This window comes from Pseudomonas sp. PARCl1 (assembly GCF_947311875.1).
In the GTDB taxonomy this organism is placed as follows: domain Bacteria; phylum Pseudomonadota; class Gammaproteobacteria; order Pseudomonadales; family Pseudomonadaceae; genus Aquipseudomonas; species Aquipseudomonas juntendi.
In genome coordinates, this window is sequence record NZ_CAMZMX010000045.1 from 26378 (window position 1) to 41822 (window position 15445).

Consider the following 15445-nt stretch of genomic DNA (forward strand, 5'->3'; position numbering starts at 1 on the left):
CAGCTTATACTTGGCGGTTTGTGTAAAGCCGCCGGCCGCCCATGGCCGGGATACTGGACCCTGCCATGCTACGAATCACCGAACTGAAGCTGCCCCTGGACCACCCCGACGAAGCGCTGCGTGACGCCATCGTCCAGCGCCTGGGCATCCGCGACGAGCAACTGCTCAGCTTCAACCTGTTCAAGCGCAGCTACGATGCGCGCAAGAAGAACAGCGAGCTGCTGTTCATCTACACCATCGACCTGCAAGCCAGCAACGAAGCCGAGCTGCTTGCCAAGTTCGCCGATGATCGCAACATCGGCCCTGCCCCCGACGTGACCTACAAGTTCGTTGGCCAGGCCCCGGCCGGCCTGCAGGAACGTCCGATCGTGGTCGGCTTTGGCCCGTGCGGCATTTTTGCCGGCCTGCTGCTGGCGCAGATGGGCTTCAAGCCGATCATCCTCGAACGCGGCAAGGAAGTGCGCCAGCGCACCAAGGACACTTGGGGCCTGTGGCGCAAGAGCGTGCTCAACCCCGAGTCCAATGTGCAGTTCGGCGAAGGCGGCGCCGGCACCTTCTCGGACGGCAAGCTGTACAGCCAGATCAAGGACCCGCAGCACCACGGCCGCAAAGTGCTGGAAGAGTTCGTCAAGGCCGGTGCGCCCGACGAGATCCTGTACATCAACAAGCCGCACATCGGCACCTTCCGCCTGACCGGCATGGTCGAGCAGATGCGTCAGGACATGATCGCCCTCGGGGCCGAAGTGCGCTTCCAGGAAAAGGTCACCGACCTGCTGATCGAAGATGGCCAGTTGACCGGCGTGGTGCTGGAAAGCGGCGAGCAACTGCACTCGCGCCATGTGGTTCTGGCCCTGGGCCACAGTGCCCGCGACACCTTCCGCATGCTGCATGCCAAAGGCGTGTACATGGAAGCCAAGCCATTCTCGGTGGGCTTTCGCATCGAGCACCCGCAAACGCTCATCGACAAGGCGCGCCTTGGCAAATACGCCGGTCACCCGAAACTGGGGGCTGCCGACTACAAACTGGTGTACCACGCCAGTAACGGCCGTTCGGTATACAGCTTCTGCATGTGCCCGGGCGGCACCGTGGTCGCCGCAACCAGCGAACCGGGCCGGGTAGTCACCAACGGCATGAGCCAGTACTCGCGTAACGAGCGCAACGCCAACTCCGGCATCGTCGTCGGCATCGACCCCGAACGCGACTACCCAGGCAGCCCGCTGGCCGGTATCGAACTGCAGGAACGCCTGGAGGCCCATGCCTACGTGATGGGGGGCAGCAATTACCAGGCGCCGGCACAGCTGGTGGGTGACTTCGTTGCGGGGCGGCCGTCGACCGCGCTGGGCAGTGTCGAGCCATCCTACAAGCCGGGCGTGACCCTGGGCGATCTGGCACCAAGCCTACCGGCGTTCGCCATCGAGGCGATCCGCGAGGCACTGCCGGCATTCGACCGGCAGATCAAGGGCTACAACCTGCCTGATGCGGTGTTGACCGGGATCGAAACCCGGACCTCCTCGCCGCTGCGCATCACCCGCGGTGAGGACTATCAAAGCCTGAACCTCAAGGGGCTGTTCCCGGCCGGCGAAGGCGCAGGTTATGCCGGCGGCATCCTGTCGGCAGGGGTCGACGGCATTCGCATTGCCGAAGCGGTAGCGCGGGACATGCTGGGCCTTTGACGGGGGTCAGCCGAACCGTGGTTCGCGTACCCCGGCTCTGCCATCAGCCTGAAGCATAAAAAAACCCCGGCTGGCAGTCGCCAGTCGGGGTTTTGTTTGGCTGCGCTACGCTCAGTGCGAAACGCGGCTGGTGCCGTCAACAGTCATGATGCGCACACGGTCGCCCACACGGAAGATTTCGTTTTCCTGCACGGCCTGGACATAGGCACGCATGCTGCCGTCGTCTTCACGCACAGTGATCTCGACACCCTGGGTACGGGTCAGGCCTTCTTCGGCAGCGGAACCCGCCAGGCCACCGGCAACGGCACCGATGACTGCGGCAACGATGCTGCCACGGCCACCGCCGACGGCGCTGCCCGCCACACCACCGACAATGGCGCCTGCGCCGCCACCGATCGGGGTCTTGGTACCCTCGATCTTGACCGGGCGCAGGGATTCGATAGTGCCCATCCGTACGGTTTGCACGCGGCGGGCCTCATCACGGGAGTAGCTATCGCCGGTCAGGCTCGAGGCACAGCCCCCTAGCAGCAGCGACATGGTGGTAAAGGTTGCCACCAGCAAAGCGGATTTACGCATGGGTAAAATCTCCATAAGTCAGGTGCTTATTAGACGCTGCACATTGACGGCTGTCACGGTACAAACGCAATAAAGTTGTTTTCATTCAGCCGGGGTACAGCCAGCGCGGCTGTGCCATGGCGCTTCAATTGAGACCAAGGATAGCCATGGATTACTTCATCGTCGTGGTGACCACCGTTGCGGGGCTTTATTTCCACGGGTGGCTGTACGTGCGCATGCGCCGCTGGATGGACCGCGACCTGGCGTTGTCGCTGGCAGGGGCTGATCCGCACAAACGCGCGTTCATGCTGCAGAGGCTGGAGCAGGCGCGGCTGGCGAAGGTGAAGCGCAGGGAACTGGCAGGCTGGCTGCAACGGGAGGCGGTGGAGTATTCAAGGTCACGTTGAAAGACCGACCATGCCCTGATCCCACCTGTGGGAGCCCGGCTTGCCGGCGATGGGTCGCAAGGCCATGCCCTGTCGCGGTGTCGCGACATGGCATGGCAAGCCCTGGAAAATCTCAGGGCGCCAACCGCTCCCGCAGCCACTGCCCATCGACCCGCCGGTAGTTGAGGCGGTCATGCAAACGGCTCGCCCGCCCCTGCCAGAACTCGACCCGCTCAGGCAGCAAGCGATAGCCACCCCAATGTTCCGGACAATGTGGCTGTGTATCGGAAAACCGCGCTTCGGTGGCCTTCACCAGCCCCTCCAGCTCTTCACGCCCGGCAATCACCCGGCTCTGCGGTGATGCCCAGGCCCCCAGGCGGCTGCCCAGTGGGCGCACTTGGTAATAGTCGTCCGACTCCTTGGCCGACACCTTCACCACCCGCCCCTCGATACGCACCTGGCGCTCCAGCGCCGGCCAGAAAAAGGTCATGGCTGCAAACGGGTTGGCTTGCAGGTGCTGGCCTTTGGCACTGTCGTAATTGGTGAAAAAGGTGAAACCCTGCTCATCGAGCCCCTTGAGCAACAGTACCCGGCAATGCGGACGGCCCTCGCCGTCCACCGTGGCCAAGGTCATGGCGTTGGCTTCCACCGGCGCCTGCTCGGTTTTGACCGCGTCGGCGAACCACTGGTGAAACAGGGCGAACGGCTCGCCCGGCGCCTGGGCTTCTGCCAGGCCATCACGGGTGTAGTCGCGGCGCATATCGGCCAGGGATTGGGTCATTGCTGCGTTCCTTGACGATCAGTTGGTCTTCGCAGGGCTATTGGCAGCTACTTTCTTGTCGGTGGTAGCTTTCTTGGCGACAGGCTTGGCTGGCGCGGCTTTTTTCTTGGCCGTGGTTTTGGCAGGCGCCTTGGCCTTGGCCACGGGCTTTTTCGCTGCGGGCTTGGCAGCCGGCTTGCTGGTGGCCGGCTTGGCGGCAGGCGCCTTGGCATCCTGCACGGCCACCATTGCAGCCGGCGCCGGTGCCGGAGCAGCCTGTTGGTACTTGGCCAGCAGCGCGACCATGGTGTTTTGCGGGGTCAGCAGCATTTCCACGCGGCGGTTGAGGGCACGGCCCTCGGGGCTGTCATTGGCAGCACGCGGCATTACCGAACCCATACCCTTGAGGGTCAGGCGGTCACGCTGCAGGCCGCTGAGGCGGAAAATAGCCGAAACCGACGCGGCGCGTTCCAGGCTGAGCTTCTGGTTGGCAGCAGCGGCACCGCTGGTGTCGGCATGGCCCAATACCAGTACGGCGGTCTTAGGGTCGCCTTCAACCGTTTTGGCAACCCGGGTGATCGGGCCAAGCGACATGGGCAGCAGCATGTTAGGGCGGTCTGGGTTGTACGAGCTGTCCACCGGCAGGGTCACGGCCAACACGTTGTCGCGGCGCTCCAGTTCCAGCTTGCTGTCCTTGATGGCTTCGCGCAGCTTCGGCTCGTACTCGTCCAGCCAGGCCTGGGTCGCCTGCTGGTCGATTTTAGGCACCACAGGGCCCTTGGCTTGCTGGTCGTCACCGCCGAACGGCCACCACCAGCGGCTGGTGCTTTCCGACTTGGCATCGGCCTTGGCCACATTGTCTGTGACGGCTGCCTTCACTTCCTGCTCGGCGACCTTGTCCGAACCGAAAGGCCACCAGCTGGAACCACCTTCCTTGGAGCCCTCCGGGGAGTGGCTGGCGCAACCGGTAACGGCGGTCAGACACAGGGCGAGTGCTAAGGTTTTATGTGAAGACATCAGCGATACACCATGAAATAGAAAGATATTTTGCCTAGGCACTTCAGGCGTTGGCATTGAGGATAGTCAAAGGGCGGAAGCAATACCCGCATTACCCGATCAAAGGCAACCGGCAAGCACACGGACCAGTTTTTGCGCCCGCGGGTCCATGAGCACATAAGGCCCGAGGGTATTGACCACGAAGCCGAACGCGACATCATGTTCCGGGTCGGCGAACCCCACAGAACCCCCGGCCCCAGGGTGGCCAAAGGCGCGGGGCCCCAGGCCGAAAGTGGCGTTGGCCACCTCCGGCTGATCGAGCATGCAGCCCAGACCGAAGCGGGTCTGGGTGAGCAAGGTGCGGTCCTGGCCAAGGCTGTGTTCGCGGGTCAGTTCGTCGAGCAATTCGGACTCGAGCAGGCTGCCGTCCAGCAACCCGGCATAAAACCCCGCCAGGCTGCGTGCGTTGCCGTGGCCGTTGGCCGCCGGCTGCTGCATGCGCCGCCATTCTGGCTTGTTGGTGCTGGTCAGGATCGCCGGGGGGTTGGTAAAGGCACGGGTGGACAAGGCCTCGGGCTCGCGCAGGGTCACCTGCAGCAAGCGCTGCGCCGCGGCGTCGCCGGGGTTGCCTTTGCCGCGGGCAATATGCGCCACGCGGTGAAACGCTTCGTCGGCCAGGCCAACATGAAAATCCAGCCCTAGCGGGCGAGCGGTACGCGCCACGATCGAGTCACCCGGGGCCCGACCGTCGGCCCGGCGAATCAGTTCGCCGATCAGCCAGCCGTAGGTGATGGCGGCATACCCGTGTTCCGTGCCAGGCGCCCACCACGGCGTTTCGGCCGCCAGGGCATCGACCATGACCTGCCAGTCATACAAGGCTTCGGCCGGCAGCAGCGCGCGTAGGGCGGGCAAACCCGCACGGTGGCTGAGCAGTTGGCGCAGGGTGATCGCTTGCTTACCGGCCTGGGCAAACTCGGGCCAGTAGTTGGCCACCGGTGCATCGAGTGCCAGCTTGCCCTCGCCGACCAGCTGCAGTGCGGTCACCGCGGTGAAGGTCTTGGTACAGGAAAACAGGTTGGCGATGGTGTCGCTGTGCCACGCCTGCTGGCCGTCCTTGTCTGCACTGCCGGCCCACAGGTCGACCACGGTTTCGCCCCCCACCTGGATGCACAGCGCGGCGCCACGCTCCTGGGGATCATCGAACAGCGCGGCAAAAGCCTCGCGCACGGCTTCGAACTTCAGCTCATAGTGACCCTGGATCTGCACCCGCTGCTCTCCGTGTGACGATAGTCAAAAAGGTCTGCATTGTTTCAGTAGTTGGGCGTTTTGCAAACTGGCTTGAGCCCGGCGGTCGCGATGCCCAGTGCACCGCACCCACCTGTAATCATGGCGCCGGCTTCTTCTCCAGGCCGGTGCGCAGTTGCGCCATGGCCTGGGCGTTGGCCTTGCGCACGGCATCGATAAAACCGGGGTACGGTACATCGGTGATCGCCACCAGCCCCAAGTGGCCGTTCTCGCCATCGAGCAGGCGACCGCTGGCCGGCTGGTCGAGGTACTGGAACCAGTGCGCGCCCACGATCATGGGTTGTTGCAAGGCGGCAGTGAGGAAATTGGCATAGGCCGGGCCGCGGTCTTCTTCTCGCGCCAGCTCCAGTGGCCCCGGCCAGAACGGGCCGCGATCACGCGAACCGAACTGGAATTCAGACACCAGCACCGGCTTGTCCAGCTCGGCCAGGCGGGCGAAATCGTAGCCGTCCTGCGGCTTGAGCGTATAAAAGTTGAAACTGAGTACATCGCAGAACTCGGCGCAGGCGTTGACCGCCTCTGGCGTACTCACGGCATAACGGCCCCCCAGCAACAGGTGGTTGGGTGCATGCCATTTCAAGGCATCGGAAATGGTCTTGAAGTAGGTTTCGGCGAACACCTGCTGGAAGTGCTGGTAGTCCCGCTCGATTTCCGGGTGCTCCGGGCTGGGCAGCGGTGCCTCGAAGCCTGGATCCTCCATCAGTTCCCAGGCGTTCAGCTCGATGCCCCAGGCCTTGGACAACCCCTCCTGGTTGCGGTACTTGTCACGCAACTGCTTGAGGAAGGCGCGCTTGGCAGGCACGTCGGTGGTCAGGCGCAATGTGCCGTAGGCCAGGCCATAACGGGCCTTGGGCTCGCTACCCGGTGCGGCCCAGGCCAGCTCGTTATCGGCAAAGTAGCCGATCAGCCAGGGATCGTCACGGTGATCACGGGCAGCAATGGCCACGGCGCGTTCGGTGGCCATGGCAAAGCGCGGGTCGAACGGGTCGGGCATGCGGCCCCACCAGTCCATGCCGGTGCTGATGCTGGCGTAATCGCCAACGATCGACAGCGGCAGGGTGTAGGGCATGCGCCTGGCCTGGCCGAGGGCAGGCTCGCTCCAGTTGCCCAGCGTGTTGAAACCCCAGGCCTGCAAACGGTCGAGCGCATGCGCCTGCCAACGGCCAGTGTCCACTACCAGCGGTGGGCAAGCGGCCGGCTGCGCTGTTGCCGCCGGCGGGCAGGGCTTGCCATAGGCCCGCTGCAGGTTGGCTGCATAGAAGTCGAACCAGCGCCCTTTCTTGAAATTGCGCCCCTGCGAGGACGCATTGCCGTCGTCGTTGTTGCCTTCACCGTAGAACGCTCCGAGGGCGTCGCCCTCTCCCGGCAGTGCCTTGAACATGGCCTCACGCCCGGCGGTGTAGGTACGCCCGCCGTCGGCGGCCACGGCATTGACACCCAGCGAATAGAACGGGTGGCCATCAGGGGTAATCAGGTACCAGCGGCCATCACGCTTTTCGGTACGGAAAAAACCCTCGGCAGCAAAGGCCGGCCCCGCCAGCAGGCCGCCATAGGCATCCAACTGCTGCTTGCCGCGCTCGGCCAGCCAAGCCTTGAGTTGCTGCTGTTCACGGGTGGCGGCTGCCTTGAGCTGTTCGTCGTTGGCCACCTTTTCCGGCCAGCTGCCACGCGTGGACTGCCCATAGGCATCGATCAGTTCACGGTACGCCGCCTGATGGGCCTGGTCGTCATCCTGAATGCCCACCCGTTCGATCAGCAGGTTCTGGGCGACCTTGGGGCCGGGAATGCTCAAGCTGACCGAGGCCACCTGCTTGAGGTCTACAGCGCCGGCGCTGCTGGTCAGCAGCAGCCGCTGGCCGCCGTGCAGCCAGGGCATGGGGGGGCCTGCGCGCATGCCCTGGCTCAACGGCGAGCTGGCGGTCAGCGGCACCATCACGGTTTGCGCCGGGCCGGCCGGCAAATCGATACGGCTGGTCAGGGTGCGCCCATCGCTGCCTTGCACCGTGGCATCCACGGTCAGCGCCCAGTCCATGGCACTTTGCAGGCGCAAGGTAAGAAACTTGCCGCTGGACCAGTCCCACACACCACTTTGCGGGCTCAGGCGCAAGGTCGGCCGCTGCGCCGGGTTGAACACCACACGCCGCAGCACCTCGCCTTCGGCCGTCTGCTCTGCGTTGTACTGCGGCATACCGGCATCCTCGGTCGCCACGTTGACCACCGAGGCCGGGCGCACGAAGCTGAACAGCGTCTGCTGCCCGGCCCATACGGACGAGCTGAACAACAGGGCGAAAACAGCGGGCAGGGTACGGCGGACCATAAGGCTGGGGCTCTCCTTCAGGGCCGTCATGGCCCAGGACTGAGTAATGGACAGCGCGCCGAAGCAAGTGCTCCGGCGATCAGGAAATCTCCCGCCGGAACGGCGGCAGCGCATTGAGAATAGCCTTGCCATAGCGCTGGGTGACCAGGCGCCGGTCAAGCAAGGTGATGATGCCGCGGTCCTGTTCGGTACGCAGCAACCGACCGCAGGCCTGGATCAGCTTGAGCGAGGCGTCGGGCACGGCGATTTCCATGAACGGGTTGCCGCCGCGGGCCTCGATCCATTCGGCCAGGGCAGCTTCGACCGGGTCGTCGGGCACCGAGAACGGAATCTTGGCGATGACCACGTGCTCGCAATAGGCCCCCGGCAAGTCGACCCCTTCGGCAAAGCTGGCCAGGCCGAACAGCACGCTGTGCTGGCCATCGTCGACCCGGGCCTTGTGCTTGTTGAGGGTTTCCTGCTTGGACAGGTTGCCCTGGATCAGCACCAGTTTGCGCCAGTCCCGGTCCAGGCCGTCGAACACATCCTGCATTTGCTTGCGTGACGAGAACAGCACCAGCGCACCCCGGGCCCCTTCGACGATACCCGGCAGCTCACGGATGATCGCCGCCGTATGCGCGGTAGCGTCGCGCGGGTCGGCTTGCAGGTCAGGCACCCGCAGCAGGCCGGCATCGCCATGCACGAACGGGCTGGGCACCACACAGGTGACGGCATCGCGCGGTAACCCCGAGCGCATGCGGAAGCGGTCGAACTTGCCCAGCGCGGTCAGTGTGGCCGAGGTCACCAGCGCGCCATGGGCCACGCTCCACAGGCTGCGGCGCAACATTTCGGCAGCGAGGATGGGGCTGGCGTTGACTTCGATGTCGAACAACGCCCCGCTTTCAGCCAGGGTGAGCCAGCGTGCCATCGGCGGGCTGTCTTCCGGGTCTTCGGCGGTAAAGGCCGTCCACAGCTCCCAGTTGCCCTGGGCACGGGTGACGAGGCTGCCGAACAGTGGGTACCACTCTTCGGCCTGGTGGCTGGCGATACCGATGCTGACCTCGCCGTCCATGCCCTCCTTGAGCAGGTCGGCCAGCCGCGTGAAGAGATCGTTGAGCCGGGCAAAGCCCTTTTTCAGCTCGATGCCGACCTCACGGATCTGCTCCGGTACCACGCCACCCTCGAAGCGGTAACGCGGCCGTTCGCGGCCTTCGGTGTCCTCGCTCGGGCGGAAGTCGGCGACCTGTTCGCACAGCGTGAACATGAACTGCTGTTGGGTGCGGACTTCCCGCGCCAGCTCCGGCACCTGCTCGATGTATTTGCCCAGGTCCCCCGGCAGCGGGTGCTGGGCCAGCAGTTTGGTCAGGTTCTTGGCAGTCTGCTCCAGCCAGTCGGCGGTGGAGCGAAGCCGCGAGTAATGGGCGAAATGGCCGATGGCCTTGTCTGGCAGGTGGTGGCCTTCGTCGAATACATACAGGGTATCGCGCGGATCGGGCAATACCGCGCCGCCGCCCAGGGCCAGGTCGGCCAGTACCATGTCGTGGTTGGTGACGATCACATCGACCTTGCCCATCCCCTCACGGGCCTTGTAGAACACGCACTGCTGGAAGTTCGGGCAGTGGCGACCGGTGCACTGGCTGTGATCGGTGGTCAGCCGGGCCCAGTCCTGGTCCTCCAGGGCCTCGGGCCAGCTGTCACGGTCACCGTCCCAGCGGTTGCCGGCGAGCTTTTCAATCATGCTGTTGAACAGCTTCTGGCTGCGTTCATCGACTTCGATGTGGAAGCCTTCTTCTTCGAACAGCTGGGCAGTGGCCGACTGGGCATGGCCTTCCTGCAGCAGGATGTCGAGTTTCGACAGGCACAGATAGCGGCCACGGCCCTTGGCCAGGGCGAAGCTGAAGTTCAGCCCGCTGCTGCGCATCAGGTCGGGCAGGTCCTTGATGACGATCTGCTCCTGCAGGGCCACGGTCGCGGTGGCGATCACCAGGCGTTTGCCGGCGGCCTTGGCGGCCGGAATCGCGGCCAACGCATAGGCGACCGTCTTACCGGTACCGGTGCCCGCCTCCACCGCCACCACGGCAGGCTCGCCGGCACGGCGACCTTCATCGTCGCAGGGAATGTCGCCAAGCACCTTGGCCACTTCGGCGATCATCAGGCGTTGGCCATAGCGCGGCTTGAGGCTCTTGGCTTCGAGAAAACGCGTATAGGCGCCCTGGATGGTGGCTTTGAGTTCGTTGCTGATCATGGTCTGCAGGCGCCCGTAGGGCTGGATATATTTTCAGTGTTTCGCATGGGGCGGCTATCATACCCCGCTATTGCCTATTGTGCCGCATGGAGATCCGGATGCTCGCCTTTACCCTGCCCTACACACTGCATGTTCTGGCCGCCCTGGTATGGGTTGGCGGCATGTTCTTCGCCTGGCTGGTGCTGCGCCCCGCCACGGTTACAGCCCTTGAGGGGCCTGCGCGCCTGCGCTTGTGGGTGGAAGTTTTCCGACGCTTCTTCGTCTGGGTCTGGCTGGCGGTGGCGATCTTGGCGATAAGTGGTATCGGCATGTTGCACCTGCGCTTCAGCGGGTTCGAGACTGCGCCGAAGTACGTTCACGTGATGATCGGCGGCGGGATCGCCATGTTCGCCTTGTTCATGCGCATCCAGGCCTTGCTGTTGCCAGAGTTGAAAGCGGCGGTACAGGCGCAGGACTGGCCCACGGGTGCGGCGGTGCTGGCCCGCATTCGGCGAATGGTGGGCATCAACCTGTTGCTGGGGCTGGCCGTGGTCGCGGTGGCCAGTTCGCGGCTGGTGATCTGATCGCAGGCAGCCCTTCGCCTGGCGGGCTGCCTGCGCGACCGGTGGGTGGGGCCCATGGCGACAACGCCGCACCCAGGCCCCTGCGCACGGTTCAGAGGCGCTGCAGGATCAGCTCGCCCGCCGCCCCCGCCAAGCCTGGCTGGCCAGGCTGCCCCGGTCGGCCATTGGCACCGGCATCGGTGCGGTACACCAGGCAACCCTTGCTCGCCCCACCTTTGCCGGCCTTGCCAGGCTCACCGGGTTTGCCCGGCGCCCCGCCATCGAGGCGCACGACGATGTGCTCCTGGGCAAAGCCTTGCGGCAAGCTCAGGCGTATGCGCCCACCTGCTGCACCATCATGGCCGTTGCCGCCATCATCGCCATTGGCCCCGCGGCTGGCCTGGCCCCAGGTGCAGCCGCCGGCCTGGCCATTGCCGCCGTCGAGCCCAGCGTAGCCCGGTGCACCGGCGCCGCCCCGGGCGTCGATGACCAGCTGCTGGGCATCCAGCTCCGCCAGTACCAGGTCCAGGCTACGACCGGGGCGGGCTGGCCGCTGGTAGCTGCCCGCAGCGCCGGTGGCACTGAACTCGCTGCCCTCGCCCAGGCGCGCGCTACGCACGTCGATCAGCAACAGCTGCTCGCCAGGGGCCACGACGATCCGCGCATCACGCCCCAGCTCCAACTGGTCGACCTTCAATTGCGCCAGCGACGCAGGCAGCATCAGGGTGGCAGCATCGGCAACACGCAAATGCTCAAGGTGTACGCTGGCCGACTTGCTCGGCAGGCGCAGCATGGAATTGGCAGCAACCTCCAGGCTTTCGGCGTGGGCAAAGGGGGCAGCCAACAGGGCAAGCAGTATCAGATTACGCATTTCGCAGCGCCTCCTGCGCACGGGGAATGGACATGACGTGGAATATCCCCGTCAACAGAATTTGCAGGCGATCGAACCAACGGTGGCTGCGCCCGCGCAAGCTGCCATTGAAGAACAGAATTTCCAGCAGATGCAGGCTGAGCACAACGATGCCCAGGGCATTGATCAGCAGATTGAAAGGCAACGGCTGGGGCAGCAACTGGTTGAACAACACCACGCCCCAGAATGCGACTGTCAGGACCTTGCCCAGGCCCAGGATGAACTTCATACCCCGCCCCCATTGATTGTTGTTATGGCGTGCCGGCCCGTTCGCGCCGGCCGTGCGCTCCACATTAACTGCAATGCCAAGGCAGGCGCCAGCACCCGTCAGCTGAGGTGCAGTTCCACCCGTCGGTTGCGCGCGCGCCTTTCCTCGGTTTCATTGTCGGCGGCGCTGAGAAAGCGCCCGTGCCACTGCCCAAGGCACGGGCGCACGCCGAGCTAGCGCTGGATCTTGATCTCGGTACGGCGGTTCATGGCACGCCCTTCGGCCGTGGCATTGTCGGCCACCGGCTGGGTTTCACCGGCACCTACCACCGAAACGAAGCTGCTGCGCGGTACACCACTCTGCACCAGGTAGTCGGTCACCGAGTGGGCACGGCGCTCGGACAGTTTCTGGTTGTAGCTGTCGGAGCCGACACTGTCGGTATGGCCGCTGACACTCAGGCGGGCAGAGGGCGCTTCCTGTTTCAGCCGCGTGGCAATCGTGTTGAGGCGCTCCTTGTCAGTGGCAGTCAGGCGTGCAGAGTCGAATTCGAAGTGCACATCACGAATGACGATGACTTCTTCCTTCTCCACCACCACCACTTCCTCGACCACCGCCGGCGCAGCTGGCGGGCAACCGTTGGCATCGACCTGCACACCCCGTGGGGTGCCCGGGCACTTGTCGCGGCTGTCCGGCACGCCATCGCCATCTTCGTCGCCATCACCATGGGCCCAGCAATAACCTGCCGCCAGGCCGCCGCCCAGCAACGCGCCCCAGCCAGCCCAGCTGGAACTTTCGATAGCGCCCAGCGCGGCGCCACCGACACCCCCGACGGCGGCACATTTAGGCCAGTCGGTTTTTTGCAAACCTGCACAACCAGTCAACACACTGGTGAGCAGTACCAGGGGTAACGCTGTGCGTACTATGCTCATTTCATTGCTTCTCCTAGGGGGAATCGGCATAAGGCCGATCTCTGGGAGTAAAGACCGCGCATTCCAATGCTGCCAGCAATTAGCCACGACGCGGTCACATGCCTCTATGCCCGCACGCTGCAGCCGGCTAGTCTTGGACGACTTGAACGAGGATTGGCAATGACCGCAGGTTTTTCCCAACGTACTCCGCAGCAGGCCCTGGCGGCCCTGCTCGAACGCTTCACCCCGCAACGCCTGCTGTTGGTGGGCACCCGCTTCCCGGCGCTGGACGCCTTTGCCCAAGCGCACCCGCAGGTGACCATCGCTACCGCTGCGCCAGGGCCACTGCCTGCCGAACTGGCAGCCCAGCGTTTCGACCTGGCCTTGCTGGTGGACTGCCTGGAACACCTGCCCAAGCGAACCGGCCTGGAGTTGCTGGGCGGCATTCGCAACCTCAATGCCAGCCGGGTTGCCGTGCTGGCCGACCTGGCGGCGTGCAGCTGGCAGGACACCGACTTTTTCGCCCTGGCATTGTCAGCCAGCGAGAAATTCTGCCGCGATGAGCAGGTGTTGAGCCTGTTCACCTATGATCTGCATGATTACAAGCAGGTCCCGGACTGGCTCAACGCCAGGTTCTGGGCCAATCCGGAAATGTTTGGGAAGTACTGGTGGTAAACCCATGAATATCAAGGGCTTACCTAACCATGACCACCAGCATTGCTATGCCCGAGCAGGACCAACTGTCACCAGCCTGTAACCAGCCTTGTCACCAAAGACCATCTCAGGCCCTTTCGGTCTGGCACTACAGACGGTCAGGAATCTATTACCTGAGGGTTCGCCCTCGGGGATGCTCAACCCGTAGTCTCGCCATTTCTCTCCGTTCCACCGATAGGCCAACCGCTATGCAGTTCTCAAAGGACATCCTCAAGACACTGGCTGTCTTCCACCTCGACCGCCCTGAGGCTTCGTGGGAGGACCTCAAGGAACGACTCAAGGAGATCGCTGAGGACGCCCTACAGGGCCATAGCGAGGACTCACGGGGCCTCTACATGGAAATCTATGACCAGATGAGCAATCACCTCGCTGAGGCTGCCTCGCTTGGTCGGTTCACTGGGAGCCAGCAACGAGCTATCGGGACAGGCCAGCGAGTTCTCAGGGCTGCTCAGGAGCGTCTTGAGGGTCGTCCTCAGGAACTCACGGAGATCATTGGGGAGCTGTCTTGTAGCACGTCTGTAGCCCCTTCCGTGTCCCTATCTGTAAATGCGTCCCTGCCCCTATCTGTTTTACCGTCAGATGAGCCAGTGACCTTTGAGACCCTCTCAGGGCTCTATCTGGCTGAGCGCAAGGGCAACGTCACTGCGACCACTCACAAATCAGTCACGTCCGCTTGCCGGACCCTCAGCGGGCTCCTTGGAGACTTGAACCTCAAGACCCACACTCGGGCCGATATGGTGGCGCTGAAGGAGAAAGTCATTGATGGTCGCAAACCTCTGACATCCAACAAGCTACTCACTCAGCTATCAACTGTGATGAGCTGGGCGGTAAACAACGGATTCCTTGAGCGTTCCTTTGACAAGGGCTTGAAGATCGAGAGAGGCGCTGAGAGCACTCGCAAGCCCCTAACTCAGGATCAGGTTGTAAAGATCATGGATCACGCCAATGGTCTGGCTATAGACGATTGGAAGCGCTGGGCCTTGTCCCTTGGGGTTCTCACAGGTGCCCGCATTGGCGAAATCTACCAGTTAACCAAGGAGGACATTAAGCAGGTGGACGGCATCACCGTTATCGACATCAACAAAGATGAAAACGGTGGAAAGACCCTGAAGAACAGCTTCTCCGTGAGGCAAGTCCCTCTGGTGGATGGGGCCTATGGGTTCTCCCTTCAGACCTTCCTTGAGTGGGTCGATGCCAACGAAGGCCGTCTGTTCAAGGCCAAGGAACATTACTTCAACAAGCCGCTTAATGAGGCCCTCAGGGAACCTCTGGGTCTGGCCTCTGGCGGGAATCAGTCGTTCCACTCACTGAGGCATTCCCTGTCGGGTCTGCTGAAGGCCGCTGCGACCCCTGAGGTCATCGCTCAGAGCATCACCGGGCACAGCTCAGGGAACATCACTTACGACCTCTACGCGGGGTCTCAGAGGGTTCCCACAAAGACGCTCTATGAGGCGCTTGTAAAGGCTTTCAGCGTTGCTGAATAATCATCAATCACAATGATCGACGGAGCGATACCTCAATGACTGACACCTTTAATGTTCATGTCGAATCCCAGATGGGCAAGGAGTATGACCTTGTAGACGTGGAAGTAGAAATTTCATTCCCTGCGCCCACTGTCTACACCGGAGCAGACGGGAGTGGGGCCAGAATCAAACGTGCGGGGGAACTTAGAATAAGGGCGGGAGAATTTCCCGGCTGGTATTCCGCAGAGCTGATATTTGTGACGAACAGCAAGAGCGGCGAGGAAAGAACCTACGAAATCACACGCCACAACACCGTACCTCAGGTTGATGGTGAATGGCTGGCGTTTCCCGTAATGGGACGTAACTAAACTCGGAGAGTGTGTCCCGGCTCACTCGGAGAGTGTCGTTAAAAACCCTCACTATGGCTGCACGTTCGCAGCGGCCATATGAGGACCACTATCATGACCCTGCTCACCCAACCCGG

Annotated in this window: 15 protein-coding genes; 6 read left to right on the top strand and 9 right to left on the bottom strand. The window is 63.2% G+C overall.

What is annotated here, in order from left to right; translation table 11 throughout:
* The first annotated feature begins 65 nt into the window (after positions 1-65).
* The gene (locus tag QME24_RS20160; RefSeq protein ID WP_009684614.1) at positions 66-1673 is read left to right on the top strand and encodes an NAD(P)/FAD-dependent oxidoreductase; all 1608 of its coding nucleotides are present in this window, start codon (positions 66-68) and stop codon (positions 1671-1673) included.
* 111 nt (positions 1674-1784) lie between these two features.
* Here QME24_RS20160 and QME24_RS20165 read toward each other — a convergent pair whose 3' ends face one another.
* Positions 1785-2249 (bottom strand): glycine zipper 2TM domain-containing protein, encoded by a 465-nt coding sequence (locus QME24_RS20165; RefSeq protein ID WP_009684613.1) that lies wholly within the window; start codon positions 2247-2249, stop codon positions 1785-1787.
* A gap of 146 nt (positions 2250-2395) precedes the next feature.
* Here QME24_RS20165 and QME24_RS20170 point away from each other — a divergent pair, with 146 nt between their 5' ends.
* Positions 2396-2635 carry a hypothetical protein gene (locus QME24_RS20170; protein WP_054904081.1) on the top strand — a complete coding sequence of 80 codons (240 nt, stop codon included), beginning with the start codon at positions 2396-2398 and terminating at the stop codon, positions 2633-2635.
* Between the two features lie 112 nt (positions 2636-2747).
* On the opposite strand, the gene pdxH is transcribed toward QME24_RS20170, so the two are convergent.
* The 5 genes from pdxH to dinG form a co-directional block, all read right to left on the bottom strand.
* Positions 2748-3395 carry a pyridoxamine 5'-phosphate oxidase gene (gene pdxH / locus QME24_RS20175; RefSeq protein WP_009684611.1) on the bottom strand — a complete coding sequence of 216 codons (648 nt, stop codon included), beginning with the start codon at positions 3393-3395 and terminating at the stop codon, positions 2748-2750.
* Positions 3396-3413: 18 nt separating this feature from the next.
* On the bottom strand, positions 3414-4391 hold the full coding sequence (locus QME24_RS20180; RefSeq protein WP_054904080.1) for an OmpA family protein: 978 nt from the start codon (positions 4389-4391) through the stop codon (positions 3414-3416).
* Positions 4392-4490: 99 nt separating this feature from the next.
* A complete protein-coding gene (locus QME24_RS20185; RefSeq protein ID WP_029887506.1) occupies positions 4491-5636 on the bottom strand; it encodes an EstA family serine hydrolase in 1146 nt (381 codons plus the stop codon).
* Positions 5637-5754: 118 nt separating this feature from the next.
* A complete protein-coding gene (locus tag QME24_RS20190; RefSeq protein ID WP_281690977.1) occupies positions 5755-7992 on the bottom strand; it encodes a beta-galactosidase in 2238 nt (745 codons plus the stop codon).
* Positions 7993-8071: 79 nt separating this feature from the next.
* A complete protein-coding gene (gene dinG / locus QME24_RS20195) occupies positions 8072-10216 on the bottom strand; it encodes an ATP-dependent DNA helicase DinG (protein WP_029887504.1) in 2145 nt (714 codons plus the stop codon).
* 98 nt (positions 10217-10314) lie between these two features.
* On the opposite strand from dinG, the gene QME24_RS20200 reads away from it, so the two are divergent.
* On the top strand, positions 10315-10779 hold the full coding sequence (locus QME24_RS20200; RefSeq protein WP_029887503.1) for a CopD family protein: 465 nt from the start codon (positions 10315-10317) through the stop codon (positions 10777-10779).
* Between the two features lie 91 nt (positions 10780-10870).
* On the opposite strand, the gene QME24_RS20205 is transcribed toward QME24_RS20200, so the two are convergent.
* The 3 genes from QME24_RS20205 to QME24_RS20215 all read right to left on the bottom strand — a co-directional run bounded on the left by QME24_RS20205 (position 10871) and on the right by QME24_RS20215 (position 12805).
* A complete protein-coding gene (locus QME24_RS20205) occupies positions 10871-11629 on the bottom strand; it encodes a collagen-like protein (protein ID WP_192440810.1) in 759 nt (252 codons plus the stop codon).
* A complete protein-coding gene (locus tag QME24_RS20210) occupies positions 11622-11897 on the bottom strand; it encodes a DUF1145 domain-containing protein (protein WP_009684602.1) in 276 nt (91 codons plus the stop codon). The genes QME24_RS20205 and QME24_RS20210 overlap by 8 nt, the downstream gene beginning before the upstream one ends.
* A 212-nt stretch (positions 11898-12109) precedes the next feature.
* Positions 12110-12805 carry an OmpA family protein gene (locus QME24_RS20215; protein ID WP_009684601.1) on the bottom strand — a complete coding sequence of 232 codons (696 nt, stop codon included), beginning with the start codon at positions 12803-12805 and terminating at the stop codon, positions 12110-12112.
* A gap of 159 nt (positions 12806-12964) precedes the next feature.
* On the opposite strand from QME24_RS20215, the gene QME24_RS20220 reads away from it, so the two are divergent.
* From QME24_RS20220 to QME24_RS20230, 3 genes are all read left to right on the top strand, one after another.
* Positions 12965-13459 carry a DUF6231 family protein gene (locus QME24_RS20220; protein ID WP_009684600.1) on the top strand — a complete coding sequence of 165 codons (495 nt, stop codon included), beginning with the start codon at positions 12965-12967 and terminating at the stop codon, positions 13457-13459.
* A gap of 227 nt (positions 13460-13686) precedes the next feature.
* Complete coding sequence (locus tag QME24_RS20225; protein WP_280091511.1) at positions 13687-14982, top strand: site-specific integrase; 1296 nt, start codon at positions 13687-13689, stop codon at positions 14980-14982.
* Positions 14983-15017: 35 nt separating this feature from the next.
* Positions 15018-15329 carry a hypothetical protein gene (locus tag QME24_RS20230; protein ID WP_280091510.1) on the top strand — a complete coding sequence of 104 codons (312 nt, stop codon included), beginning with the start codon at positions 15018-15020 and terminating at the stop codon, positions 15327-15329.
* Positions 15330-15445 lie beyond the last annotated feature (116 nt).